The organism is Paraburkholderia sp. SECH4, assembly GCF_030511745.1.
Taxonomy (GTDB): domain Bacteria; phylum Pseudomonadota; class Gammaproteobacteria; order Burkholderiales; family Burkholderiaceae; genus Paraburkholderia; species Paraburkholderia madseniana.
This window is the reverse complement of record NZ_JALOCP010000048.1, coordinates 12,509-38,272: the sequence shown is the minus strand read 5'-3', so window position 1 is coordinate 38,272 and position 25,764 is coordinate 12,509. Positions and strand designations below refer to the sequence as shown.

The window sequence follows — 25,764 nt, the reverse complement described above, 5'->3', positions numbered from 1 at the left end:
GTGTCACGTGACCCCGGCGTCGGTGGAGTAGACCGTCGCTGAGGTGAACTCATAGGCGGCGATGTCTTTGCACTTTCTAGACGCTGCAACCAACTGCAGCGGATTGTTGGGGTTGATGGTGATACTGCTTTCACTTCTTGCGTCGCTCCGACTGGCGCCGAGAGTCACCTGAATGTTGGCCGTTGCTCCCTATCCTTTTCGTGCGCGCTTGTTCACGGATCCGCACGGCTGGCTCGCGCCTGCACAAACGGGCCGACTCGATCGCGCCTGTCAGATCTGAAGCGCACCGCCACCAACGCAACGCGATCCACCGCCGTCGATACGGTGGATCGTGCACGCCGCTCACGCTGACGCACAGCTGCGCACGTCTATCCGAGGTAGTCTTGCATCGCGCGAAAATGCGGACGCCGATATGCAGCCGCCGTGACGACAGACGTCAGCACGTTGGCGAATCTTCACACTTCGCGCTGGTCGCCTATCCTTTGCCTTCAAGACGCTTGACTTCCTGTTGAGCTACATGCGCCACCATGGCCATGGCTGCTCTCTGAATGCCGATACCCCCGGGACTGGCGACAAGCGTGGCGATCCGCTGGATCGCGACACCCAGCAGAATATCCAGTTCGGGTCCCCAGGGCGGAATATGTACGATATGCCCGCCCACGATCTCGTCGCCACCGCCGTCCTGAATGATGCCGTCCAGAATCTGGGCGACCTGCCCATACAGGCCGGGTGGAATCCTGACCTGTACACGGGCCGGCACGATGTCGGTCCAGAGTTCCTGGATACCAGTCCGGGTGTCCGTCCAGAGCGGATAGAATCCCCGCGTGCTGGCGTCCAGCCCGAAGTAGTCACCGATGAAGGTGACGTTGGAATCTCCATGGGACCACGGTGCGTCGATGGCCGGATCCCATGGCTGGTCCGTCACGGTGGCACGATCGAACGAGATCCCGCCATCAACCGACTGGGCAATCATCACATCGATGAGTGGCGTCGATGGCTTGGGTCCGAACTCGTAGAAGGCGCACCCGATCACGCCGTTGGGATCAGTGACGATCTGCGGGTGGAAGTGCTGCAAACCCGAGGGTAGCGGTCCTGCCAGCAACGGCTTTCCCGAGAGACCGGTGGGCCAGCTAGCGCCACCGTCAGGCGACACTGCGCAGTAGATACGGGACACGCCTTCGCGGAAGTCGGCCCATGCCACGGCGACCGTGCTCCCGAAGACGCTGACCGATGGGATCGTCAGCACGCGAAAGTTTCCGCCCGGAAACACCGGCCACCCATGAGGCGCCGGCAATCCGGCATTGAGCGTCGTCACGCCCGTGGCCGGCGATACCGCCGGCGCAAAACTGTCGCCCCCGTCCGTCGACACGATCATCTTGATCTCGCTTCCCGCGATCCAGGCGATATAGATGTCACCGTTGGCCGCGACTCTTATGTCCGGTGAAAACGAATCATTGACGAGCACCGTGCCGGCGGGCGTCACGCCAGGTCCCGCACCGATCCAGGTCGCGCCATGGTCTGTGGTGCGTGCGAACCGCATGTCGGATCCGTCGTCCCAGACTGCATAGACACGGCCGCGAAACGGACTCGACGGATTCGTGTCTCCTGCCGCCCACTGCTTGTCATCGCCAGCGCTGTTGTGGATCGGCAGCGGAGCGCTCCAGGTCTGTCCACCATCCGACGACTGGTAGATCACGATACCGACAGTGTCGAAGGTCGGCGGATTGTTGCCCGACAGACCCACCAGATAAACGTTTCCCACATCGTCCCAAGCAAGCGCAGGGTCGGTGAGAAGCGTAAAGCCGGGTAGCGCTAGGGCGGCAGAATCATGCCATGAGAGGCCGCCATCCGTGGAGTATTCGGTGGCCAGAATGAAGTCGTAGTTGTGAATGTCCCGGAACTTCTTGGATCCCGCCACGATCTGTTTCGGGTTATTGGGATTGACGACGATATTGCTTTCGCTTCTCGCGTTGTTCACGCTCGAATCGTGCGTGACCTGGATATTCGACATGATCCCCCCTTATCGGTTCTTCGAAAGGTCGAGTGATTGTCCGCCGCGAAACCTCCATTCATGGTTCTGGTCACGAAGACGTGACCAGAACCATGAAAAGGTCCCGGACGGTAACGGCTGGCCAGTGGAGCCCGACAGCCCGGCTCGATCAACCCAGCTGGGAAAAGGTGCTTCACAAAATCATGTGTAGTCAACGATGCGGGCAGGCCGATTTTGTAACGTGCACGCAGTAAGAGCGGGAGGCCGATGGTACGTGGCGTCATCACCCCTTTTTGCGCGCCGAAGAAGCACGTTGTTTCGGTTCGTGGCTCGCGTGCTCGGCATGGCCGCGAACGAGTTCCAGGGTAGCGCTGCCGGTGGTGACATGGCCGTCATTGCGCTGGAAGATGGTCAGCTTTGTCGGCGCGTCGAGATCGAATGCCGTGGGAAGCTTGACCGATAGCTTCAGGCGAACCGTCTGCCCTGGTTCAACCGCAAAGCCGACTCCGGCCACTCGATGGGTCAGGTTCCAATGCTTGCCAGTAAGCTTGGCGCCGTGCATGTGATTCCCGTCAGGTACAGGCGGCTTCTCCCCCTTCCTGGGCGGAAGCACTTCAAGAATCATCGGAACGTCCTCGAGCCGGTGGCCCTTTTGGACGAAGACCTCGATGAGCTTTGTATGGCTGTACGGGCTGCCGATGATGAAGGGCAACTCGATCAGGCTCTCGGCATCAGCGAAGACATGTGCATAGGACAGGTTGCGCTGACAGACGTTGTTGTCGCCCCAGAAGTAGCTGCCGTAGTCGCACGTGCCGGGCGAGACCAGCAGGGGCGCACCATCAAGCCCGCCTGCGGAGTCGTTGTTGTCCCCGCGCGCCTCGGCCAGGAGGCATGGGTGCCAGGTGCCCTCCTGAGGAATCTGGGCGGCTGGCCAGCGAATGGGTCCGAAGATACGGGTGGCGCCCACTGCCAGATTCATCGGCGCACTCTCACCGAGGTACAGGTGCCTCTGCTGGACCGCTGCTGTCTGCCAGTCGCCCGGATACCAGTCCTGCGGATAGCGAAACTCCAGACCGGGCAGCGCATCGAGTGCGGGATAGTTGCCCACGGTGACCGCGAGCGTGACGTTCTCCGCGGGATTGGGCCCGAGGTTGCTGATCTTGCCGTAGATGAAATGATCCGTCACACCGTCGCGCAGCAGATCCTGATCGACCCAGACAGCATTGCCGTCCTGCTGCCGGCGCACGATCAGATCCGGAGCCTCCCAGTGATTGCCGGGTGACGGGACAGTTCCAGTGTCGCTCGAGGAGTCCCTGATGTAGACGTTCGCGGGACGGACCGCGACACGCGCAGTGAACATTTCCTGGGTACCGGTGCGAGTGTCCATCCAGAACGGGAAGAACCCGAGCAGGCTCGCGGCCAGACCGAAGTAATCGCCAATGAAGGTGACGTTGGGATCTCCGTGCGCCCAGACGGCATCCACTGTGGGGTCCCACGGCATCTCGGTCACCGTGGCCCGATCGACGAAGGTTGCCGCGTTGTCGGCCGACGCTGTCAGGACAACGTCGATCAGCGGTGTCGTGCCGCCGCCCTTCGGCCCGAAGAGATAGAAATCGCAGCCGACGTCCCCCTGTGGCGTGCAGGCAAGCTGCGGCTGGAACTCGTGCTGATCAGGGGCAGAGACAGCGCCGCCGCTCATCAGCGGCATGCCGGAGCCACTGCCCGCCTGCCAGACGGCTCCGCCATTGTTGGAGCGCGCATAGTAGATGCGGGCGACTCCCTGTCGATAGTCGGCCCAGGCAACAACCAGGTCGGTCGCATTGACGCCGACACAGGCCGTCGCTACCGTGGGCGTCCGGAAAGTGCCACCAGGTAGCTGGCCGGGCAAGCCCGTGATTCCGCTCGCAACCGTGGCCGGGTTCGAGAACGAATCCCCGCCATCGGTGGATTTGACGAACTGAATGTCGGCGCCGGCGATGAAGAAGATGTAGACGTTACTGTCCGCGGCCACGACGACCTGGGGTCCGAACGATGCCGGAGCAAGCGACGTTCCGACCGGGTTCGCTCCGGTCCCACGCCAGCTGGTTCCGTAGTCGATCGTGCGCCCGAAGAGCAGTCCACCCGGACCGTCCCAGGCAGCGTAAACACGGCCATGATAGGGGCTGCCGGGATTGGTATCGCCTGCGGCCGACTGCTTGTCATCGCCAGGCGCCGAGTGAATGAGGTTCGGAGCGGACCAGGTCAAACCACCGTCCGTAGACTTGTACACGGCGATGGCCATCGGCTCGGGTCCCTGAAACGGAAGAGCGACGAGATACGCGCCTCCGACATCATCGAAGACGACCGTCGGATCCGAAACGCCGTCCCAGCCCGCGAGGAGCCCGAGGGGCGCAGCCTCCTGCCACGATCGACCCGCGTCGAATGTCGAATACGCGGCGAGCGAGAACGCATAGGTGTGCGGGTCGGTGAACCGTTTGGACGACGCGACCATGTTGTACGGATTGGTCGGATTGACTTCTATCGTCGATTCACTTCGGTCATTGCTGGGGCTGGCATCGCAGGTGACGCGGATGTTGTATCGTGGTCCAAGAATGAGCGGGAGCATCGTTCCTCCTAGCCCTACCTTCGCAAGCTCGGCATTGTTCGCTGGTGAGGCCGAGGCGGAATATGGCGTAGATATTGAATTTCGCTTGATTCTTTGACTCGGAGATGCTACATGAAAGAACATGCATATCTTCGAACGGGAAGTCAACGGTCATCGCTACCGTATCGCGGCGCAGTCCGTGTGGGATGCCCAGCGCGGCCGCTCCGTTGCACGCCAGATCGTGCTGGGACCGGTCGATCCGCCGCGAGTCGCGGATCTGAGTGCGACCCAGACGGTAGGCACGCGCAGCGTCGGCGACGTCGGGGCGTTGATCTGGGTCGCCGAACAACTGGACCTGGTCGGGCAGATCGATCGGGCCTGCGGCGGGGTTGGCGCCAAAGGCGGCCCGTCGGTGGGCGAGTTGGTGGTGGCGGTGGCGATCCAGCGCGCCTGTGCACCGGGACCCAAGCGGGAGCTCGGTGAGTTTCTCGATGCGAGTCTGCCGCGCCTGTCGTGCTTGCCCGGCTCCGCGTTCACGGGCCAGGCCTATCATCGCGTCGCGCAGCAAGTGACCAATGAGCAGTTGGAGCAGGCGCAGGTGGCCATCGCGAAGGCTGCCGTCGCGCGCTTTGGGCTCTCCGCCGACGTGCTCGCGTTCGATACGACGAACTTCGACACCCACATCGACACGCAGACGCCCGGCGAGCTGGCCCGACGGGGACACGCCAAGAGCAAGAGAAGGGACCTGCGCGTGGTCGGGCTGGGCTTGCTGGTCAGCGAGACGGGCCATGTGCCGCTGTTGTACCGGACGTATCCCGGCAACGGCTCGGACCAGGCGGTGCTCGCGGCGTGCCTGACAGGGTTGGCGCAGTTGCACGAGGCGCTGGACAGTGCCGAGGGTCGCGAGCGGCGAGCGCAGCGCACGGTGGTACGAGACGGCGGGTTCTGGAGCCCGCAGCTCGAACTCGATCTGGATGCAGCCGGCTACTACAGCCTCATCTCGTTGCCGCTGGGGCACAAGGCCGCGGAAGAGGCGCTGCAAATGGCGGCACAACGCGGTGCGATGAAGCCGCTGTCGGGGAAGCTCGGTGACGTGCGGGCGGCGCGGATGCGAACGACCGTTGGCGAGTTGGACCGCACGCTCGTGGTGGTTGAGAGCCAGGAGCTGCTGGCGGGCCAGAAGCGCGGGATCGCGGTGGCGCTGCGCAAGGCGAAGGCGGAATTGAGCACGCTGCAGGGGTTGGTCGAAAAAGGCCGCATCACGCGCAGTCGGCTGGAGCTGCGGGTCAAGAAGGCGCTCGCTCGGGAACATCTGGCGAGCTTCGTGGTGACCACCATCGCCGGGAGCGAGTCGGCACCGACCTTGCACTGGCACGTCGATGACGCATTGCGTCGCACGCTGGAAAGGACACGGCTGGGCAGACGGGTGCTGTGTACGGATCGGCACAACTGGAGTACAGGGCGTATCGTCCACGCCTTCCGGGGGCAGTGGAATGTCGAGGAGTTGTTCCGCCGGGCGAAGAAAGGGGGCGTGGTTCCCTGGGGCCCGTCGCACCAGTGGGCCGACGGATCGCTGCGGCTGCACACCTTCGCGACCGTGCTCGGCCTGATGCTCGTGAGCCTGGCCAAGATCGCACTGCACACCGAGGCTTCGGCCCGTCGGATGATGGAGGCCCTGGCCGAAATCAGGGTGACCCTGGTGAGGACGAAGACCGGAGCAACCGGACGACGGCCCACCGCGATGCTGGCGCCGGAGCTCACGGCCGAGCAGCGGCGTGCCGTGAAGGTCTTCGAGCTGCAGCGCTGGGCACCAACATTATTTCATGTATGAGTTCAGAGCCAAATTTGGCCATCAGTGAAGGACATAATCCGTCGATTTGACACCTTGTTTTGCGAAAGTCGGGCTAGGTAACGCCATTGGCAGTAGCCTCTCTATTTTCTAATCCACCTCGGGAAACAGTTTTGCATCCGTGGTCGACACTCAGAGAGGGATTGGACTACGAATCCCCGTTGTTGTTAGCTCTAAGACGAACTGACCCGGCTAGATTCGCAGTCGACCACCGCAAATTTTTCGATGACCCGGGCGACCCTGATAGGGGAGCGGTGGTCGGTAGGCATCACGCACGGTGCGGGCGTACTCGCGTACCATGTATATCGTTTCGCGCCGGGCCAGCATGCGGCAATCAACTGAGGGTCGACAACGGCAGTTCGACCGTGGGTTTTCGAGACATGGCTGTCAGCGCTGACCCAGGGGCTTCGCGGCCAGCGGCTGCAGACATGTGCATGACTTGCATCACCGCTGTTCACTCCTTCAGCAGACGCCCAACATCGGCTGCCATCGCATCGATGCTCGTCCCGGGGCTCATCAACAGACGCAAGTGGCCTGTCGGATCGAAGACATAGATCGCGCTCCCGTGATCGACGCTGTAGTTGCCATGCGCGTCGGCCTTCTGCGCGCGGTAGTAGAATTTGAACTCGCTGGCCACGGCCGCGGTGCTGTTCTCGTCGCCGTAGAGGCCGAGAAAGCTCGGGTCGAACGCGGAAACGTATTGCGCAAGCACCTGCGGGGTGTCGCGCCTGGGATCGACGGTGACGAAGAGGCCCTGCACCCGGTGGCCGTTTTCCCCCAGCTTGCCGCGAACCCCGGCTATCTCGGCCATAGTGGTCGGACACTGGTCGGGGCAATGGGTGTAGCCGAAGAAGAGCATCACCACTTTCCCCCTGAAGTCGGCGAGGCTCCGCGGTTTGCCAGTGTGATCGATCAAATGAAAATCGCGCCCCCAGCGAACGCCGGTGATGTCGGAGGACACGAATCGTGGCGGTGTCGATGGAGAGCCGGCGTGGTCGTCGCAGGCGACCAGTGCCAACGCCAGTAAGACGGAAAGGACGCCCCGGGCGATATACATACTTCGATCTGTCGGCAACTTACTCATGGTCTTTCGTCTCCTCTCCTACGGTCTACGCCGGCAAGTAGCGTCGTATCAGCTGTAGCATTCGCGGGTCGTCCCACGTTGCGGGCCCAAGCTTGCGGCCCGCCTCGCGGCCGTTACGGTCGACCAGCAGGGTGATCGGAATGCCGGTCGTGATCACGGCCGCTGCGTCGTGGAAGGTGTCAAGATACGGGTGCAGGTGCTTAACGCCAGTCTCGCGAAAGAATGCTTGAACCACCGGCAAGCCGCCCGCGTCGACGGACACCGCTACGACTTCGAAGTGCGGTCCTCCCAGCGCTGCCTGCAGGCGGTCCAGCGTTGGCATCTCCTCACGGCACGGACCGCACCAGGTAGCCCACACGTTGAGCAGCACGACCCGGTTGCGAAATGCGGCGAGGCTCGTCGCTGCGCCGTTCCCATCCGTGAATCGCAGCGACGGCAATTCGCGCGCACGCGCATGGACCACGACGCCACCTACGATGTCACCAGACAAGAGGCGCCAGTACGCTGTCGCGCCGGCGGCCAGGCCCGCGGCTCCGAGCCCTGCTATCAAGGCTCTTCTCGTTGTGCGCCGGTTGCGCCCGGCTCCAGGTTTCGCGGTGGCGTCGCCTGGAGGCATTGGCGCATCGGAGTGGCCGGGGGGCTCGTTGTTCATGCGCACTGCCTCCGAATGAAGCCGGAGATTTCCTCGGGGCGCGAGAAGACCACTGCGGCACGGTCGCCACGCATGCCGGTGCCGAGGAGCACGGGCTTGCCAGCGGGGGGCCCCTCAGCGCTGCCATCCGTTTTGAATCGCAGGTTGAACTCCCAGAAGGCGTGGGTTTTCCCGTCGGCCGTAGTGAGGCGGTAGGTATCGCCGCAGTAGCGGATCGCAGTGACCTGCGAAGCCGCGTCGGCCTCCTTCAAGTTCGGCAGGCCCCGATCGGGTGCGGACACGCGACCGCTGGACACCGCCTTGACGTAAGCGAGCAGATCGGCCCGAGTGCGTGAATCGGCAATGCCGGGAAAGTCCATCGCATTGCCCGGGACCACCGCCGCAGGTTTCGTGAGCCACTCATCCAGGTGCCGTTCGTCCCACACCAGACCCGATCGTTTCAGCGCATCCGAGTAGCGCGCGAAACCGGCGGCGGTGCCCGCTTTGCGACCCCAAACACCGGCCAGACTCGGCCCCGTCATGTGCCGCCCCGGCGCAAACGAATGACATTCCATGCAGGCGCGGGCGGCTTGCGCACCGCGCACGAGGTCGCCTTCGCCGTGAGCTGGCGCACCGAAGGCAAGCGTGGCCAGTGCGGCCAGGATCGCGCGTCGGCAAGGTTGCCGCTTCATTCGACAGATCCAGTTTGTGCACGAGATCAAGCGTTGACCGTGATGTGGGCGTAGCCGCGCAATGGCGTGCCGAGTCGCTGCCGCTGCGTCTGCCAGAACCGCTGGCGCAAGGGCAAACAGCGCAGCGGTGATCGTAGCGTGTGGCCGTATCATGTTCTCGCTCCTTCCGTCGGCTCTCATACACAGATCCGTCCAACCTTGAGCCCAGGTCCCAGCAGGCGGCCCGACCTCACGTCTTGAGCGCGCTCTCCTTACTTCGACTCCGAGAGCGCTTCGCCAATCATCCGGTTCAGTTCGGGAAAATCGGCCTCTCCAAGAATGCGCTTGAGGACTCTGCCTTTCCCGTCGACCAGGTACGTTGTCGGAGTGAGTTGCACGTTATGAAACTGCTGTGCAAGGCTGCCGTCCGCGTCCATCACTATCCTGAACGGCAGATGATGGGTCTCTGCGTAGTTCCTGACATACAACGGCTGGTCATAGCTCATCGCCACTGCGACGAAGTCAAAGTGTTCGCCCCTGAACCGGTTGTAGGTCTGAATCATCTGCGGCATTTCCTTGATACAGGTTGCGCAACTCGTGGCCCAGAAATGAACCAGATACACCTTGCCGCGCAGGTCAGTGGTACTCAGCTTTTGCCCCGATATCAACGTGAACGTAGCGTCGGGAACGGTTTCTGTCCTGCCCAGAGTCATGTACGCCGCCGCGGCAAGGACGGCGATCGCGAGAACCGTGAGAATCCTGCTAACTGAAAACCTGAACCTGCGAAGGCCTGCCATGATAAAACTCCCAACCAACAACCTACCGGTCAGCGTTTCGGGCTCCAGATCCCGGCAACCCGCGCAGACCATCTCGGCGCAATGCAGTCTGTCACCGGACAACCGATGTTGCTGTTTACACGGCCAGCGTTGCAGCGACCACGACTTGAGATCAAGCCCGCACCTGGACCGCCAATCGGGACTGCCGGCGCCCAGACCGCATTGCTGATCGTAATCGCATCACGCCTTCTTCACGTACGCGCTGCACCACCCTTTCGCGTTCACCACCTTGCCGGCAAAAATCGTACAGGGCGCCGTTGCATCACCGGCCTTGCCCTGGAAGAACTGGCAGTTCGCACACGCCTGCCCTGCCTGAAACTTCGGGTACTTCGCACGGTCGACCTTCCCGACATCGGTTCTGTACCCGAGCGCCTGTGCGTTCGCATCGGACTCGAGGACTGGCGCGGCGTCGGCCCATGCCTCGTGCGGCAGTACGAGCGACGACGCAACGCCCACAACACTGATCATGAAACTACGGCGGGATGATTTCATGGTTTCACTCCAGATGACCTTTCACTGTTTTCGCTTCGCGACCGGATAGCGCAATCGCGGATAGCGGGCGCCACCTCGTTACGTCTCGATCAGATAGTTGCGCATCAAACCGGTATCCTCGTGCTCCAGCATGTGGCAATGGTAGAGAAACATGCCTGCATAGTGCTCGAACCGGAGCAGCAACCGGATGCGCTCGCCAGGCATTAGCAGCACGGTGTCTTTCCACCCGTCGTCGACCAGTCCCGCAGCCACGGTGCGGTGCGCGGAAACGAAGTCAGGCAGTACGGTACGGCCGAGCACGCGGAACTGCAGGCCGTGGACATGCATCGAATGAGCCATCAGCATCATCGACTTCTCGTTACGGAATTCCCAGAGTTCCGCACTGTTGCGCCTCACGGTTTCCGTCTTCGTCACGTTGCCCATGTCGAAGCTGCGCCCGTTGATCCCCCAGACCATCATTCCCATCGTGATGTTGAACACCTTCGGAGCTCGCGCATTGATCGCGTCCCGAGGCAAAGCCACCGGTAGCGACGCGAGCCGCTTTGGAAGTTCGGCCTTTGTATTTATGCGCTGTTCGACCCGAACCTTCAGGACGGGGAACGACGCACCGTTCGGTAGTGATGCATTACCCATCATGCCGCCCATTGCCATCTCGCCATCGAACGCCAGGCTTTGCAGCGTGAGTTCAGTTCCAATTGATCGCTGACTGAAATCCACCCAGATGTCCGCGCGTTCCGCGGGCGACAGCGTGACGTACGGACGCGTCGCCGGCCTCTCCAGCAGTCCACCGTCGGTACCGATAATCGCGAGAGGCGAGCGGTCGCTCCACCCCAGCTTGTAGATGCGCGTGTTCGAGGCATTCAGCAGCCTCAGGCGATACGCACGGGTCGCTACCGGCAACACGAAATCGGGTTTCCCGTTGACCAGAATCCGGTCGCCCAGGAAACCCACCATCCGCGCCATCATCTGCCCCATGCCATCACCACCCATCATGCCTCGACCCATCATCCCGCCGCCGCTCATCATCCCCTGCGCCATCATGCCGCCACCGCCCATCATGCCGCGTCCCATCATTCCGCCATCGCTGTCGGGCAGGTACGTGAACTGGTTCTGGCCGTCCAGCACGCGGTCCTGAATCACCAGCGGTACATCGTAAGCACCACTGGGCAAGCCGAGGGCTGCCTCCTCGTCATCTGCAACGATCAGGAGCCCGGCCTGGCCGAAGTAAATCTGCGCGCCGGTACGCCCGTCCGGGTGCGCATGAAACCAGTACGTCCCCGCCCGGTTAAGCACCTCAAACTCGTAGACGTAATGCTGGCCGGTCGCAATAGCATTACGCGGATGCCCATCCATGGCTGCCGGCACGTACAGGCCGTGCCAGTGGATGATGGTCGGTTCGGGCAATTCGTTGACGAGGTCAATCCTCACTTTCTGACCGCGTTGCACGCGCAACACGGGCAGGTAACCGTTCGACAGGAAACCGAGCCCGCCCGGATCGCCCTTCAGGACCTTGCCGTCGTAACGCCAGACGCGGGTGGGTTCTCCATGCAGGATCTGCACGTGGTCTTCCCTGGCGCGCAACTGGACCTCAAGGTCCGGAACGAACTGCGGATTCCTGACGCCCGGTTGCGCTCGCGCGGGGCGCAGCGTCAGTAGCCCGGACGCACTGGCTGCGACAAGACAGGACAGAGTGGACGCGCGCAGAAAGGCACGCCGCGTTGCATCCTCCAGTCGTAACATATCGTTCTCCGTGCCGCTGGCCTTCAGACCCGTTGATTGAACGTTCTACCCAGTTCGTCATTGACAGCGGGTCCGGGCTGCGGCTCAAGGCATCGCTTCGGACGAGGTGCTGATACGGAAGAACCTTTCGACCGGGAACACCGCGACGACTCCATCCCCGCCCGCGCCCGTATGCGCGATGGCCGTAACCTCCCTGATCAGAGCGTCGACATTCGCTTCCTGGGCAAAGATTTCGATCTTGATGTGATCAGTCGTCCAGTCATCGGAGAAGTAGTTTGGGTGTTCGCCGAACCCTTTGACCTTGCAGACCGTGACACCGTGGATGTGTATCGCGCCGAGCCGCTTTTCGAGCTTCTCCAGCACGTCGGACCTGACAATGGCGACAACGCATCTGATTTCCATGATCTCCTCCTGAGTAGCGGATGAATGAAGCCTTATTCATGCTGCCAGGGTCAGCGTTGGGGTCACCCTTTAGGTGCCCATTTGGCATCGACCGCGGCCTGAATTTTCCCGGCGTCCCGAACCCCGTTCTGCGTCATCTGATAAGCGATTTCCGCGGTCCCCTGGCACACCGCGCAGTCGACCGCCATCTTGTCTTCGAAGCATTGCAGGTTGGAGCGATGCACGCCGCGATTTTCACAGCCGCACCAGCAGTAGAGCTGGTTCAGTACCGCGGGTATCTGTGTCGCCACCCAGTAGGAGTGCCTGATGTCCTTGTCGGAAAACTGGTTCGGATCAAGAACGTGAGATGCATCCGACCGTCCGCTTGGAATGATGCGCAATCCGTTCGGGCGCAGCATGCCAACCTGCCACTTTGACTGAGGCGCCGCAGGTGAATCCGGTTTCGCAGTGGCAAGGCTGAGCAGCCGGTGCCTCGTGATGAGGGGCAGCAAGGCGAAGCCTGCGGGGAACATGGCGAACGCCAGTATGAGTAGTGCCAGCAGGCGCCATCTCCTGCCGTCGGGACGGTGCGTTGCTGCGGGTATGCCCGTTCCCTGCGTACCCGTCGCCTTCCGGTTGTGATCTCGATGTTTCATTACAGCCTCTCTCGTCGTCACAAGACGCCTGCTACAGCGCGGCATGCGTAGCCGCACTGCAGAAGCACATGCGATGCATCCTGCTTACGTTCACATCAGTCCTCGTGGTCCGCTCGATCCCTGTCCGGCCGCTTGCCTCGCATCATGAACAGCATCGACAGCGGGCAGACCACCAGGCAGGTGAGAACGATGAGGTTCAGCCAGGAAACCCGGAACTGAGGCAGCAGCCAAAATCCCAGCGCGACCAGGACCACGAGACCCAGCACCATCGTGACCGTCGCTTTCACGTTGCGTTTCATAGAATGTCTTCCCGACACATGGCGTGTCCTTCGAACCCGGAATGTCGCCACATCACTTCGACGGCGATATGCACGGTCCGTCGGCATACCTCGACGTGACATCGTCCGTCGCCCTCGTCACGCCTGTCGCCGCAAGCGTGACGGGTATGAGCAAGTACGTTCCCGGGCAACGCCGCCTGTGGCGCACGTGCGCGCACTCGCACTGCCACGCAGGCAGCGGAACCGGGACGTGTTGATGACGGACTACAGGGTTCGCGGGGGAGGCTGAAGCGGTTCGGGGATGAACTGCCCGAAGAGGAACGGAATCGTTGCCCGGTACACCGGCAACGATGGGATGTCGAGCGCGGCATGCGTGGCCGGCAAGATAGCCGCGCCACATGACAGACCGCCAGAACCATGACAGACCGACGAGGCGCCGCTGGCATGCGTGGACGCTTTCTGCGCATCGGGCGCCATGCCTGTCATGGAGGAAACGCCTGCCGGTTGCGACATGCCCGAAGACGTCATTTCCGGACACGCGCCCGCCTGCGCGGTGTAGCCAAGCAGCGGCAACCACGCGATCAGGAAGCAGGCGACGAAGCGGTTCCAGAATTTCATGGGTTCAGTATAGGCGCTGTGGCTGCACGTTGCCATGACGCGGCGACTGTCTCAACAGCGGTTTCATGAGCTACCGGTCCCATCGTTTGAGGTGCGTCAGGAACGCGTCGGCACTGACAAACCCCACCAGTTGTGCGTCATCTTGCTCCTCACCGTTGCGGTCATAGAAAATCAGTGCTGGCGGCCCGAACAGGCCGTAGTGCCGCAGCATCAGGATGTCCTCGGTGGTGCCCTTTGTCACATCAATCTTCAGCAGTTTCCAGTGCGCAAATTCATTCATCACGCGCGGGTCGGCGAAGGTGAAGCGTTCGAGTTCTTTGCAGGTGACGCACCAGTCCGCATAGAAATCCAGCATGACTGGCTGGCCACGCGCCGCCTTGAGCGCCTGGTCGAGCTCGGCATTCGTCCGTACCATTTCAAACCGCGCCGTTGCACTTGCGTCCGCGTTTGCGCTCACCGGTAACGATACGCGCACCACGCCGCCGAGCGGTTTCAGAACGTCGAAGTTGCCCGATGCAACACCAATGAATTCAGCGACTCCGGCAACCAGCAACAATAGGCCGAGTGCCTTGCCTATCCGGACAACACCAGCCGCATCTGGCGGCAACGGGTCGATGGCGCGCAGCATCATGCCGCAGCCGGCCAGCAGCAACGCGATCAGCACCATCAGCAGCCAGTCTGGCAGTAACGAATAGACGAACCACAGGGCCGCAGCCAGCAGCATGACACCCAGCGTGTTCTGAACCGCGACCATCCAGTGGCCCGACCTCGGCAGGACGTGCGCCCCGAACGTGCCAACCAGCAACAGCGGAAGACCGATTCCGATGCCCATCACATACAGGGCCAGCGTTCCGCCGATCACATCACGGCTATTGGCGATATACAGCAGCGCGCCCGCCAGTGCCGGTGTGGAGCACGGCCCGACAATCAGCGCGGAGAGCATGCCCATCACGAACACCGGAACAATCCGGCCACCGGGCAGACGGTTGCTCCATTCGGTCAGGCGAGTCTGCGCGCTTGCGGGTAACTGCAGCCGGAACACTCCGAACATGGCAAGTGCAAATAGCACCATGAGCACGCCGAAGCCGGCCAGTACCCAGGGTTGCTGCGTCAGGGACACCAGCGGAATACCGGCAAGCGCCGCAACGGTGCCTGCCAGCGCATAGGTCAGCGCGAGTCCTTGCACGTAGGTGAACGACAACGCGAAGCCACGCCACCTGTGCGGTAGGTCCCGGGTGCCACCGATAACGGCGGTCACGATCGGGATCAGCGGATACATGCACACCGTGCCCGCCATCAACAGGCCGGCCAGGAGGAAGCCCAGTAATTCAGGTACACCAAGACCGTTCGCCGGTCGCAGGTTCAGACCGAAAACAGTAAGCGTCCGATTTTTACCGATCACTGTGGTTTCACCGGAGCCGGCCGTTGCTGTTGCGGTTCCGTCCGGCACGATGGCGGCGACAGTCCCGTCGGCCGCGATCCGGTAGGTTCGCGTCAGCGGCGGATAACACACCCCCAGGTCCGCGCAGCCCTGCGACGTGACGGAGAGCACGATGCCCGATGCGATGACGTGAGGAAGGGGAAGCTGTAGTTGCACCGGTCGGTGATAGACCTGGACCACCCCGAACGTTGGATCATTTTTCGATTCTGACGCCGGCATCCCGGCCGGCTTCACGGGCACACCGTCCACAGCGAAGCTGAAGCGGTCGCGGTACAGGTAGTACCCGGGCTTTGTACCAAAGTCGAGCGTCACCTGCTGCGGCCCGCTGAGGCTGACCTTCAGTGGGAAGGCATCATGGGGCGACAGCAGATCGGACTCGTTCACTGCATGCGCAGCGAATGGAGCGAGCACAAGCAGAAAAGCGAACACCATGCGCAACGCCCGGTTCAGCGTTTCCGCGAGACAGCGAGTACCGCGACGTCTACTGGATGATGTCATTCGCATGGCAATGCTCCTACGCAAGACGTGAGCGAAAACGCACCCCAGGCCCGCCGTTACGCGACGGGCCTGGGGTAATGGTGTCAGCGCCCTGTCACTGCTGTTTTTCCAGTTTCACGATGGTCAGCGTGCCATTGACGCTTTCAACGCGGACCTTGACCTTCTCGCCTTCCTTCGCCCTTTTGACCATCGATGTGTCCTTGGCCTTGTATGCCATCGTCATGGCCGACATGCCAATGTTCTTCAGGTCGCCGTGCTGCAGCGTCACCATGCCGGTCGACGGGTCGACCTTCTTGACCACTGCGTCAGTGAGTGCGGTATCTGTCGATGAAGCTGTGTCCATGGCACCTGTCTTCATTTTCATACCCGCCATGTCGTCGGCTGCCAGCGCGGTGCCGGCAAACACGCTAGCGGTACAGAACAGAACGGATACGATAATCAACTTCTTCATTGGCTTTCTCCAGGGAGGGTTTGCGGCACGGACGTGCCAAGAGGTACTGCATGAGATTGAGATGCTTTTCTGGTACGAATAACGCGCCTGCGTTGCAGTAGAAACCACGCGGCCGGAATGATTAACATCGACAGCAGCGGCGCGGTCACCATCCCGCCCACCATCGGCGCAGCGATGCGCTGCATGACTTCGGACCCGGCACCATGGCCCAGCATGATCGGGATGAGACCCGCCAGCACCACGGCAACCGTCATGGCCTTCGGTCTGACCCGCAGCACGGCACCCTCGCGAATAGCGTCCACGAGTGTCGCCTCCGTAAACGGTTCACCTCGCTCGAGCCGACTGTTGAGCGCCCCCTTCAGGTAGAGCAGCATCACGACCCCGAACTCGGCCGCGACCCCTGACAGCGCGATGAATCCCACCGCCGTTGCGACAGACACGGCGTGACCGAGAATCCAGATCAGCCAGAAGCCGCCGACCAGCGCGAAGGGCACGGTCGACATCAGCAGGAGCGCGTCGGCCGCCGAGTTGAACGTCAGGAAGAGCAGCACGAATATGACCACGAGCGTGACCGGAATCACTGTGCGCAACTTGGCTGCCGCGCGTTCGAGGTACTCGAACTGGCCGGACCAGGCGATCGAATAGCCCGGCGGCAATACGACGTTCTGCGATACGGCCTGCTGCATCGCCTTCACAGCCGATTGCAGGTCCGTATCGCGAATGTCGACGTAAACATAGCCCGACAGCCGCGCATTTTCGCTACGGATCATGGGTGGGCCATCGGCAATCCTGATGGCAGCGACGTCGCCCAGCGTGATCTGCGCGCCCCGGTCGGTCACAACCGGTAATTGACGCAGATTCTCGACCGAGTCCCGGACCTCGCGTGGATAGCGGATATTGATTGGGAAACGCTCGCGACCTGCGATGACCTCGCCGACGTTGTCACCTCCGACCGCCGATGACACGACCGACTGGATGTCGGCCACCGACATGCCGTAGCGGGCCGCCGCCAGTCTGTCGATGTCGACGTCGATGTAGTGCCCGCCATTCAGCCTTTCCGCCAGCGCCGACGTGACGCCCGGAACGTTCTTCACCGCAGCCTCGACCTGCGTTGCGATCCTGTCGATCTGCCCAAGATCCGCGCCGGAAATCTTGACGCCCACAGGCGTCTTGATGCCGGTCGACAGCATGTCCAGCCGGTTGCGGATCGGCGGTACCCAGACGTTCGACAGGCCCGGAATTTTTACCCGCGCATCGAGTTCATCAACCAGCTTCTCCGGTGTCATGCCGGGGCGCCATTCACTACGTGGCTTGAACTGGATGGTGGTCTCGAACATCTCGAACGGCGCAGGGTCGGTGGCCGTGTCAGCGCGGCCCGACTTGCCGAATACGGTGGCCACTTCCGGAACCGTCTTGATCAGGCGATCCGTCTGCTGCAGCAGTTCGGCCGCCTTGTCTGCCGAAATGCCCGGTAACGCGGTCGGCATGTACAGGAGGTCACCCTCGTCGAGCGGCGGCATGAATTCGCCACCGAGCCGCGACACGGGAATCAGCGTGATGGCGAGCGCGACGACCGCCAGCCCGATCGCCACCCACGGCCGCCGAAGCGTCGCTTCGAGCAGCGGGCGGTATAGACGGATCAGTACGCGGTTGATCGGATTGGCGTTCTCGTGCGGAATCCGGCCCCGAATCAGATAACCCATCAGCACGGGTACGAGCGTCACCGACAGTCCGGCGGCAGCGGCGATCGTGTACGTCTTCGTGAACGCCAGCGGCGAAAAGAGCTTCCCTTCCTGACCTTCGAGCGAAAAGACCGGAATGAACGAGAGCGTGATGATCAGCAGCGAGAAGAACAGTGCCGGCCCCACCTCCGCCGCGGACGTCGCGATGAGCTCCCAGCGCTGTGTCGTCGTGATTGGCGTATCCGGGTTCTTGTGGTCGTACGCTTCCAGATGTTTGTGAGCGTTTTCAATCATCACGATGGCCGCGTCGATCATCGCGCCGATTGCAATCGCAATGCCGCCCAGCGACATCAGGTTCGCGTTGACACCCTGATAACGCATCACGATGAACGCGGCCAGCACACCCAACGGAAGCGACAGGATCGCGACGAACGCACTGCGCAGGTGGAACAGGAACACTGCGCAGACAAGCCCGACGATGATGAACTCCTCGATGAGCTTGTCCTTGAGGTTGTCGACCGCGCGTTCGATAAGCTGCGATCGGTCGTAGGTCGTCACGACTTCAACTCCGGCCGGCAATGACCGCTTCAGGTCAGCCAGTTTCGCTTTCACCGCGTCGATAGTCGTCAGCGCATTCTTGCCTGAGCGCATCACGATCACGCCACCCGCGACTTCGCCTTCCCCATTCAGCTCGGCGATGCCGCGGCGCATCTCCGGCCCGATCTGGATGCGCGCGACGTCCCCCAGCAGGACTGGCGTGCCCGTGTCGTTGGTACGCAGGACGATGTTGCGGAAGTCATCCAGTGAACGGAGATATCCGGACGACCTGACCATATACTCAGACTCGGCCAGTTCCACCACCGACCCGCCCGACTCCTGGTTCGCCTTGCCAAGCGCGTCCGCGACGGCGGCTTGCGTCAGGTTGTAGGCTCGCAGTTTGTCTGGATCCAGGACAACCTGGTATTGCCGCACCATGCCGCCGATGCTCGCGACCTCTGAGACGTCCGGCACTGACTTCAGCTCGAACTTCAGGAACCAGTCGTTCAGTGCGCGCAGTTGTCCGAGGTCGTGCTTGCCGGTACGGTCAACCAGCGCGTACTCGTAGACCCAACCCACACCGGTTGCATCGGGCCCGAGCGAGACGGTCGCGCCCTGCGGCAGGCGGCTCTGGACCTGGTTCAGGTATTCGAGCACACGGGAGCGTGCCCAATACTGGTCCGTCTTGTCGTCGAACAGCACGTAGACGAAAGCGTCGCCGAACGACGAGTACGCGCGGATGGTTTTCGCGCCCGGCACGCCGAGCAGCGTCGTCGTGAGCGGATAGGTCACCTGATCTTCGATGACCTGCGGCGCCTTGCCCGGATACGACGCCTTGATAATGACTTGCGTGTCCGAGAGGTCGGGCAGCGCGTCGAGCGGGGTCTCCGTCAACGAATACACGCCCCAGGCAGTGACGAGCAAGGTCGCGAGCAGCACCAGAAACCGGTTGTGGATGGACCAGCGAATCAGGCGGGCAATCATTTGGCACCTCCGACTGGCTCGACTTTCGTCAACATGTATCCGTCATCCGACTGCCTGAAGACGAAATGCACGGCCTCGCCAGACTTCACGTCCGGAAAAGCCGTCGGCGACGGCTTGCCAAAGGTCATCGTCATTGCACCCCAGCCCAATGCCGGCACGGGTTGGTGCGAGAACGTGATGTCGCCAGGCGTGACCTTTTCAACCTTGCCGGTCGTTTCGTAGGTCTGGGCAGCCGTCGCAGCAGGGCTGGAGGCAGGCGCCGCTGTCGACGCGCCGGCGCCAGGCGCGGCGGCACCTTCCAGCTTCGGCAGCACCGACTTCAGGCTTGCTTCGGAGTCGATCAGGAACTGGCCCGATGCGACGACCTGCTGACCTTCCACGAGGCCGCCTGTCACTTCCGTGTTGTCGCCGGCATCGTTGCCGACCGTGACCTCAACGGGTTGCAGCCGCCCGTCACTGTTCCTGGCGATCACGACGGACCGCTTGCCGGTAGTAATCACCGCTTCCGAAGGTACGAGAAGGCGCGACACAGGTTTCGCTGCACCGATACGCGTGCGCATCAGCATGCCTGGGGTCAGCTTCAGCCCTGCATTGTCGATTTCGAGACGCGCCTGCAGTGTGCGACTGCTCGTGCTGATGCCGGGCAGGATTTCGCGAATGTGTCCCGTGAAGTGTTGCGTCGGGTCACCGACAAACACCGCGTCCACAGTCATCCCGGGCCGAACCTGAAGGGCCAGTGCCTCGGGCACTTCGACGATGAGCCATAGTCTGCTCAGCCCGGATACCTTGGCCAGCGTCTGGCCGGGCGACACCATCGCGCCATCGCGCACATTGAGTTCGGTCAGCACGCCGGTTTCCGGCGCGGACAGCGTGACGTGTGTCTGTGCCTTTCCGGTCCGGTCGAGACTGGCAATCACGCCCTCCGGAATCGACATTGCCCGCATGCGCGCACGGGAAGCGGCCAACATGCCGTCATCCATGCCGCCGCGCTTCAGCGCCAGATATTCCTCCTGCGGCGCCAGCCAGTCGGGAACGAAGAGCGACGCAATGGGCGCGTCCTTCGCCACACGCTGCATCGGGGCACTCGCGTAAAGGTGGTCGATGTAGCCCGTCACCCGCGACTGGACGACGTCCGCCATCGACTCGTCGAACTGCGTCGTGCCCACCGCGTCGAAACTTTCTGCCGTGTCCTGCCGCCGCACCGTTGCGTATCGAATCCCCAGATTCTGCTGCAGCCCCGCGTCGATCCTGATGCCGCTCGAACCGCCTTCGTCCGCATAGACCGGTTCGAGCTGCATGTTCATGAAAGGCGATTTGCCGGGCTTGTCGAAGTGCTGGTTCGGCACCATCGGGTCGTGCCAGTACAGCACCTTGCGCCCCGTCTTCGGGTCGATTTTGTCGCTGGACGGTGTAGCCGCGACAGCGCTTGCGCCACCCATCTCCTCGCCATGCGTGCCTGCAACATAACCTGCACCCACGAGCACGACAGCGGCAAACACAGCCAGAACCGCGCGCACCAGTTGTTTCTTTTCCATAGCTTTCTCCTTCACTGAGCGGCGGACATGGTGGCGGGCACGACCTGGTATTCCAGCTGCGCCCACGTCAGGGATACATCACGCTGGAGGTCGAGCACCTGCAATTGCGCGTCGAGTTGCCCACGTCGGGCAGCGAATGTATCGGCAAGCGAGCCTGTGCCCGCCTTGTACGCCGCCGTCGCCAGTTGTACGCGCTGGTTGGCCGCCGGCAGCAAGGCCTGATTGAGACTGGCAATGCGCTCGCGGCCGTTAGCCAATGTGGCTGACAGCGTCCGGACATCCGCTGCGACTTGCCGCTGGGTGTCCTCATACATCAGGCGTGCCTTGGTCCCGAGTTCTGCTTTTTCGGCCGCGTCCCGGTCCTGGCGGTTCTTCCGGTTGATGGGCAGTGGGATGCTGACCCCTACCGACACCATGTTCGAGAACCCTCCTCCGCGCTGCTGGTAAGAGACTTCCCAGCTCCAGTTCGGACTCCGGTCGCTGTTCGCGACAGCCGTGTCGGCATCCGCGACGGCAATCTCTGCAGAAGCCGCGATGAGCGCCGGCTCCACGTGCTGTAGCTCCTCGGGCGGCAGGGAAGTCACGAACGACTGGGGCGCCGGCGGTTCTCCGGCTACGTCAGTGACCGGCGCGGCAGTCCATCGCGACAGCGCAATCAGTGCGGTCTGTAATGTCTGTTGCGCCTTGAGCAACTGGTCCTGCGCCTGCGCCAGCATGAGCTGGGCTTGCGTAACGTCGGCCGCCGACGCTTTGGCACCCCTGTAGGAGGCTTGCGTGGCCGCAAGCTCATGCGTCATATGCATGATCAGTTCCTGCTGCAACGACACCGTCTTTTTTGCGTAGGCGGCGTTCAGCCACGCGGTCGCGGTTTGCTGACGCACGTTGGTGAATTGCGTGAGATAGCCCGACCGCTCGCGGTCGACGACCTGGTTCGCCAGCGCCGATCGTAGCCGGCGCTTTTCAGGCGAAACCCATTCCTGCTCGATGCCGATACGGCGCATCGTCATGAAATCCTGGCCGATGGTGAACCGTTGCGGTCCGTTCACCGGCAGGTTGTCGACGCCGGCCTTGAGCATCGGGTCCGGCAACTGGCCGGCACTGATGACCGCCTCTGAGCTGGCCCGCACGGATGACTGGGCGGCCTGCATCGCAGCGGAGCGGTCCGTTGCGGATTGCACTGCGGCGTCAAGTGTGAGTGCTGCCTGCTGGGCGTGCGCTGCCACACTCGCAAAGGCGAGCAACGCGAAAAGCGTGCGCGCGTGCACCGTTGCACGCCGTAACGACGGCGTGCCGAATGTTAAAGACATGTTCTAACCCCAAACGGTCGAATCCCATACGGAATCACGTCCTGGACGCAGGACGACCTCACCGCGAACGCGGCGAACTTGCTAGGGGGTTAGATTGCGCGAGGCGGTCGCCAGAATCCGCCCGGCTCACGGACGGACAGCGACTGTGCGTAGTGGAAAACAACGGGGCTGGAGCGCCCGGCGGGACGGGTCACCTCGGTGCTGGAGACCGGGTGATAGAGGCTGCCGACCTGGCATTGCGCCGTCACCTTGCACGAAAAACCTTTCGTCTTCCCAGCCGGTGCAGACTTCATGTTTTCGCAGCCGGACATGTCCGATGACATTGCGCTGCTTTCACCTGCGCCCATGCTCATCTGCATCGGACACGCACCCGTCAGCCCGCTCGCTGCCAGCCCACTGATGGGCAGCGCAACGCAGAGCAGCAGCAGGAACAATGTCCGGAAGAATTTCATGGCGGCAATTATAGCGTGAAAAATATGGCCAGTTTGTGGCGTCGTCTACCGGTTGTGCCACCCAGCTCGACGTGATGGTGCAGTTGGCTACGGCGGGTATTTTGCGGCAGTGGGACGGTCACTGGAATTGCGCCGGCACGCAGTCTTGCGCTATTCATTTTGGGCTTCAGTTGGACGCGACCAGATTCTGGTATGCATGTAGCAGGTCGTCCGCAGTAGCGAGGCCATCGATCCGCAGCCAGGGTTTTCCGGGCGCCGCGCGCAGCAGTACCACAGGGTTATGGTCCATCTTGTCCTCGTGATACACATTGAACGCCTTCTGGGTTGCAATGCTCGCAGCGACGGTACCGGTATAGTGATGCCATTCAGGACCCGCTCCAAATCTCGTCGCGTACTCCCTCAGACGTGGCGGCGTATCGTGCTCCGGATCGATCGAGATCGAAGCGATGTGCACACTGTCCCGGTCCCGGCCGAGTTCGCTCTGCAATTGCGAGAGCGTTTGACTTGTCACTGGGCAGATCGTCGTGCAGGAAGTGTAGATAAAAGTCAGGACCACAGGGCGGCCGTCGTCCAGTTCATTCTTCAGGGAGACAGTCTGGCCGTCATCGCGCACCAGCATCACGGACGGGAGCGTGTAGTCCGCCGTTGATGTAATCGCCTCTCGCATCATGTGATGGTGGGCATGCGGATCGACGTCGTACGCGAGTGCATAAGGGGCAGCCGTAGCGATCGTGCTCACGGCCGCGATCGCCAACGCCCGGCCCCATGCTTTTGTGAACGTTCTCATTGCACCCTCCAGCAACAATCGACAGGCCGCCGCAACTGATCGCCCTGCGTCGAAATCGTCTCCGATTGTGCGTTCTCACTTCTCCCCGCATTTGCATTGTGCAGACGGGCGATGGAGCCTGGCATGGGTGAACTCCCTACTGATGCGGTAGGGCATTCCATCGAAGTTCGCTTGACCAGGCGAGTGCCAGATTTGAGACCAACGCATGATTTGCTAAAGCGGCGCGCAGGCGCAGTCACCATCATCACGCAGGTGGTGGTCTTTCGCTGATTCTTGCTGCGCGGCCACGACAGAATCAGTAGCGAGTGGATGTCGGTCGGCTTGGCGTGGAATATTCAGGCGGATGACCAGGCTGCGCATCGCATGAAGGGACCGGCTTCGAGGCGTTCCGCGAACAAAGGCCGCATGCTCGCGTCCTTCGCGCTTCGGATGCGACTCGGGTCACGCGCAGTCGATCGCCGTCAACCGTTCAGTCGTATACGGGGAATGCGGCAACACGTCGGCGCTGATAGCTTCTCCCCCCGACTGCTCGCCCCCGAAATTCTGGTGGGCCGTCCCACTGCCGCGAAATACCCGCTGCGGCCAGTTGCACCATTACGTCGAGCTGTGCGGCACGCTGCAACAGCGGTGCCCATCCACAATGCTCGACGATTGCACGGACTGCTTCGTACCCCACGCCCGACACAACGGCCGCGTTGTTGATAGATAGCAGATCACCACGCGTAGCCAGCACGCCGTATGCCCACCACGTCCGGCGGGCGCGGAAGTGCCACGTGGACTCACGGTTCTCCGCTATACGCGCCAGCGTCATGGGGTAGCGCGCCCGATGCGAAGCAATGTCAGCGAGGCGCCGCGGCAGCGCGTCAAAAAGTCGACTCTTTGTCACCTGTAGCGGTTTTCCGACCGCAGCCAGAACGTCGGCCGCAACTGCATCAACTTTTACCGCGAAAATCGCGTCGTCCGGCGAAACCGCCGTCAATACGTCCGCCGGTTGCTTCGCCAGCTCCAATGGTAGCGACATCGCGTTGGAGAGCCACGCCCGGTCGTGATCGTATAGCCATGCCGTGGGACGATGCGCCTTGCGCCAAAGATCTTCAATTGTCATGGCCGGATTACGGGCGAGTTCGGCCTGTATCCGGCTTCGATGTACAGCCCTGGGCATTGGCGCGCCCGTCTCACCGGACAAATCAGGACTGTCGGCCGCGGATCGGGTTCGCCGGACTGGCAGGGTGTCCGCCTCGCCACGCTGCAGACTCAACGCAAACCGGTCGCGCGTCCCGAACAGGAACAGCGACAGTAGCAGGTGCCGCGTAATGGGCATGTCCCACGCGGCGCCACCTTGCGGAGTGAAGCGCAACCAGAAGCGCATTCTGCGCGCAGCATACGCAGGATCAACCGAGGCAAGAAACGCGTCGCCCAATTCCTCGATCAGATGAGCCTGAAATTCCCGGATGCGGAGCCCCGCACCGTAGGCAAAACCCAGCTCGCGGATGCGACGCCTGTATGTTGCCCGCAGACATTCGGAGGTCGTTCGATCGAGCGGCCGATCGAGGAGATCGTGCGCGAAGCGCGCGTAATCGAGCGCGACCGTTTCGGCCACTGGGCCCGACTGTTCCCACGCAACGGCCTGCCACCCGCATGGGCACGCGTGCCAAGGCTGCCGCAACAACCGATTGTGAAATTGAAATGGTCGGCGACAACCCGGGCAACTCGACAGGAGAGTCAATTGATGTATCCAGCACACGCTAACGCCGGGGACATGGTGTGCACGGCGCCAATACGCCATCCCATGGTCGCGCACGTCTTCCACCGCGCAGGCTGTGCATAACTGTGCTTCGCCATGCATTCCGACAACGCGGCGTGGCAACCGGCTCAATGCCGCCTCGGCTGTGAGCGACGCACTCTGCGAATCACTGCCCTCGCCGAGAAAGGGCGCAAAGAGCGGCAGCAACGTGTTCTGCTCGAGAAGCATCTTGAGTGCCGCGTCTGGGTCGTCCGACAGGCGAGCGGCGAGCCGTGCCAGACCCGGCGGAACGATTTGCTCCAACGTAAACGGCGGGCTGTCGAACAGATCGAGAAACGTGTCCGCCTCGGTTCGGTTCCCGGACAGGACGTGGTGGCGAGCAACGCGTGACTGGATCGTCTCGTCAGGCAGTGAGGGAGCAAAAAACAGAAGACTCGGCATGCAATATCAAAAACTGAAAAGCGGGCAGCCCTATCGTCGTTCTGCGCGGTGGCAGCTCAAACGGCACCACGCGCTCAACGCCGGGACACGTCCCG

21 protein-coding genes are annotated in these 25,764 nt (G+C 62.2%); 1 reads left to right on the top strand and 20 read right to left on the bottom strand.

Features of this window, described 5'->3' with window-relative positions:
- Positions 1-475 precede the first annotated feature (475 nt).
- Positions 476-2,011 (bottom strand): sialidase family protein, encoded by a 1,536-nt coding sequence (locus M0D67_RS37165; RefSeq protein WP_266242205.1) that lies wholly within the window; start codon positions 2,009-2,011, stop codon positions 476-478.
- Between the two features lie 262 nt (positions 2,012-2,273).
- Entirely contained in the window at positions 2,274-4,595 is a 2,322-nt protein-coding gene (locus M0D67_RS37160) for a sialidase family protein (protein WP_266242203.1), read from the bottom strand.
- A gap of 121 nt (positions 4,596-4,716) precedes the next feature.
- Here M0D67_RS37160 and M0D67_RS37155 point away from each other — a divergent pair, with 121 nt between their 5' ends.
- Entirely contained in the window at positions 4,717-6,405 is a 1,689-nt protein-coding gene (locus M0D67_RS37155) for a transposase (protein ID WP_266242201.1), read from the top strand.
- Between the two features lie 472 nt (positions 6,406-6,877).
- On the opposite strand, the gene M0D67_RS37150 is transcribed toward M0D67_RS37155, so the two are convergent.
- The 18 genes from M0D67_RS37150 to M0D67_RS37065 form a co-directional block, all read right to left on the bottom strand.
- On the bottom strand, positions 6,878-7,507 hold the full coding sequence (locus M0D67_RS37150) for an SCO family protein (RefSeq protein ID WP_266242199.1): 630 nt from the start codon (positions 7,505-7,507) through the stop codon (positions 6,878-6,880).
- Between the two features lie 25 nt (positions 7,508-7,532).
- Complete coding sequence (locus M0D67_RS37145; protein ID WP_266242197.1) at positions 7,533-8,159, bottom strand: TlpA disulfide reductase family protein; 627 nt, start codon at positions 8,157-8,159, stop codon at positions 7,533-7,535.
- Positions 8,156-8,830 carry a cytochrome c family protein gene (locus M0D67_RS37140; RefSeq protein ID WP_266242195.1) on the bottom strand — a complete coding sequence of 225 codons (675 nt, stop codon included), beginning with the start codon at positions 8,828-8,830 and terminating at the stop codon, positions 8,156-8,158. The genes M0D67_RS37145 and M0D67_RS37140 overlap by 4 nt, the downstream gene beginning before the upstream one ends.
- 251 nt (positions 8,831-9,081) lie before the next feature.
- Positions 9,082-9,606, bottom strand: coding sequence for a TlpA disulfide reductase family protein (locus tag M0D67_RS37135; protein WP_266242193.1), 525 nt, complete (start codon positions 9,604-9,606; stop codon positions 9,082-9,084).
- 219 nt (positions 9,607-9,825) lie between these two features.
- On the bottom strand, positions 9,826-10,137 hold the full coding sequence (locus tag M0D67_RS37130; RefSeq protein WP_266242191.1) for a high-potential iron-sulfur protein: 312 nt from the start codon (positions 10,135-10,137) through the stop codon (positions 9,826-9,828).
- A 78-nt stretch (positions 10,138-10,215) separates the two neighbouring features.
- On the bottom strand, positions 10,216-11,877 hold the full coding sequence (locus M0D67_RS37125) for a multicopper oxidase family protein (RefSeq protein WP_266242189.1): 1,662 nt from the start codon (positions 11,875-11,877) through the stop codon (positions 10,216-10,218).
- Between the two features lie 84 nt (positions 11,878-11,961).
- Positions 11,962-12,279, bottom strand: coding sequence for a P-II family nitrogen regulator (locus M0D67_RS37120; RefSeq protein WP_266242187.1), 318 nt, complete (start codon positions 12,277-12,279; stop codon positions 11,962-11,964).
- Between the two features lie 62 nt (positions 12,280-12,341).
- Positions 12,342-12,914, bottom strand: a complete 573-nt coding sequence (locus M0D67_RS37115) for a PCYCGC motif-containing (lipo)protein (protein WP_266242185.1) — start codon at positions 12,912-12,914, stop codon at positions 12,342-12,344.
- A gap of 95 nt (positions 12,915-13,009) precedes the next feature.
- On the bottom strand, positions 13,010-13,213 hold the full coding sequence (locus M0D67_RS37110; protein WP_266242183.1) for a DUF2933 domain-containing protein: 204 nt from the start codon (positions 13,211-13,213) through the stop codon (positions 13,010-13,012).
- Between the two features lie 243 nt (positions 13,214-13,456).
- Complete coding sequence (locus tag M0D67_RS37105) at positions 13,457-13,810, bottom strand: hypothetical protein (RefSeq protein WP_266242181.1); 354 nt, start codon at positions 13,808-13,810, stop codon at positions 13,457-13,459.
- 70 nt (positions 13,811-13,880) lie between these two features.
- A complete protein-coding gene (gene dsbD / locus M0D67_RS37100; protein WP_266242179.1) occupies positions 13,881-15,755 on the bottom strand; it encodes a protein-disulfide reductase DsbD in 1,875 nt (624 codons plus the stop codon).
- A gap of 88 nt (positions 15,756-15,843) precedes the next feature.
- A complete protein-coding gene (locus M0D67_RS37095) occupies positions 15,844-16,200 on the bottom strand; it encodes a copper-binding protein (protein WP_266242177.1) in 357 nt (118 codons plus the stop codon).
- Positions 16,197-19,403, bottom strand: a complete 3,207-nt coding sequence (locus M0D67_RS37090) for an efflux RND transporter permease subunit (protein ID WP_266242175.1) — start codon at positions 19,401-19,403, stop codon at positions 16,197-16,199. Before M0D67_RS37090 ends, M0D67_RS37095 begins: the two co-directional genes overlap by 4 nt.
- A complete protein-coding gene (locus M0D67_RS37085; RefSeq protein WP_266242173.1) occupies positions 19,400-20,938 on the bottom strand; it encodes an efflux RND transporter periplasmic adaptor subunit in 1,539 nt (512 codons plus the stop codon). The genes M0D67_RS37090 and M0D67_RS37085 overlap by 4 nt, the downstream gene beginning before the upstream one ends.
- Positions 20,939-20,949: 11 nt before the next feature.
- Positions 20,950-22,245: a TolC family protein gene (locus M0D67_RS37080; protein ID WP_266242172.1), complete on the bottom strand. Its 1,296-nt coding sequence runs from the start codon at positions 22,243-22,245 to the stop codon at positions 20,950-20,952.
- An 89-nt stretch (positions 22,246-22,334) separates the two neighbouring features.
- Positions 22,335-22,697 carry a hypothetical protein gene (locus M0D67_RS37075; RefSeq protein ID WP_266242170.1) on the bottom strand — a complete coding sequence of 121 codons (363 nt, stop codon included), beginning with the start codon at positions 22,695-22,697 and terminating at the stop codon, positions 22,335-22,337.
- Positions 22,698-22,863: 166 nt separating this feature from the next.
- On the bottom strand, positions 22,864-23,484 hold the full coding sequence (locus M0D67_RS37070; protein WP_266242168.1) for an SCO family protein: 621 nt from the start codon (positions 23,482-23,484) through the stop codon (positions 22,864-22,866).
- Between the two features lie 469 nt (positions 23,485-23,953).
- Positions 23,954-25,669 carry a TniQ family protein gene (locus M0D67_RS37065; protein WP_266242166.1) on the bottom strand — a complete coding sequence of 572 codons (1,716 nt, stop codon included), beginning with the start codon at positions 25,667-25,669 and terminating at the stop codon, positions 23,954-23,956.
- Positions 25,670-25,764 lie beyond the last annotated feature (95 nt).

Bases quoted from the DNA above. Each gene is read 5' to 3' on its own strand.
- M0D67_RS37165 (WP_266242205.1), bottom strand. From the start codon at position 2,011: ATGTCGAATATCCAGGTCACGCACGATTCGAGCGTGAACAACGCGAGA.
- M0D67_RS37160 (WP_266242203.1), bottom strand. From the start codon at position 4,595: ATGCTCCCGCTCATTCTTGGACCACGATACAACATCCGCGTCACCTGC.
- M0D67_RS37155 (WP_266242201.1), top strand. From the start codon at position 4,717: ATGCATATCTTCGAACGGGAAGTCAACGGTCATCGCTACCGTATCGCG.
- M0D67_RS37150 (WP_266242199.1), bottom strand. From the start codon at position 7,507: ATGAGTAAGTTGCCGACAGATCGAAGTATGTATATCGCCCGGGGCGTC.
- M0D67_RS37145 (WP_266242197.1), bottom strand. From the start codon at position 8,159: ATGAACAACGAGCCCCCCGGCCACTCCGATGCGCCAATGCCTCCAGGC.
- M0D67_RS37140 (WP_266242195.1), bottom strand. From the start codon at position 8,830: ATGAAGCGGCAACCTTGCCGACGCGCGATCCTGGCCGCACTGGCCACG.
- M0D67_RS37135 (WP_266242193.1), bottom strand. From the start codon at position 9,606: ATGGCAGGCCTTCGCAGGTTCAGGTTTTCAGTTAGCAGGATTCTCACG.
- M0D67_RS37130 (WP_266242191.1), bottom strand. From the start codon at position 10,137: ATGAAATCATCCCGCCGTAGTTTCATGATCAGTGTTGTGGGCGTTGCG.
- M0D67_RS37125 (WP_266242189.1), bottom strand. From the start codon at position 11,877: ATGTTACGACTGGAGGATGCAACGCGGCGTGCCTTTCTGCGCGCGTCC.
- M0D67_RS37120 (WP_266242187.1), bottom strand. From the start codon at position 12,279: ATGGAAATCAGATGCGTTGTCGCCATTGTCAGGTCCGACGTGCTGGAG.
- M0D67_RS37115 (WP_266242185.1), bottom strand. From the start codon at position 12,914: ATGAAACATCGAGATCACAACCGGAAGGCGACGGGTACGCAGGGAACG.
- M0D67_RS37110 (WP_266242183.1), bottom strand. From the start codon at position 13,213: ATGAAACGCAACGTGAAAGCGACGGTCACGATGGTGCTGGGTCTCGTG.
- M0D67_RS37105 (WP_266242181.1), bottom strand. From the start codon at position 13,810: ATGAAATTCTGGAACCGCTTCGTCGCCTGCTTCCTGATCGCGTGGTTG.
- dsbD (WP_266242179.1), bottom strand. From the start codon at position 15,755: ATGCGAATGACATCATCCAGTAGACGTCGCGGTACTCGCTGTCTCGCG.
- M0D67_RS37095 (WP_266242177.1), bottom strand. From the start codon at position 16,200: ATGAAGAAGTTGATTATCGTATCCGTTCTGTTCTGTACCGCTAGCGTG.
- M0D67_RS37090 (WP_266242175.1), bottom strand. From the start codon at position 19,403: ATGATTGCCCGCCTGATTCGCTGGTCCATCCACAACCGGTTTCTGGTG.
- M0D67_RS37085 (WP_266242173.1), bottom strand. From the start codon at position 20,938: ATGGAAAAGAAACAACTGGTGCGCGCGGTTCTGGCTGTGTTTGCCGCT.
- M0D67_RS37080 (WP_266242172.1), bottom strand. From the start codon at position 22,245: ATGTCTTTAACATTCGGCACGCCGTCGTTACGGCGTGCAACGGTGCAC.
- M0D67_RS37075 (WP_266242170.1), bottom strand. From the start codon at position 22,697: ATGAAATTCTTCCGGACATTGTTCCTGCTGCTGCTCTGCGTTGCGCTG.
- M0D67_RS37070 (WP_266242168.1), bottom strand. From the start codon at position 23,484: ATGAGAACGTTCACAAAAGCATGGGGCCGGGCGTTGGCGATCGCGGCC.
- M0D67_RS37065 (WP_266242166.1), bottom strand. From the start codon at position 25,669: ATGCCGAGTCTTCTGTTTTTTGCTCCCTCACTGCCTGACGAGACGATC.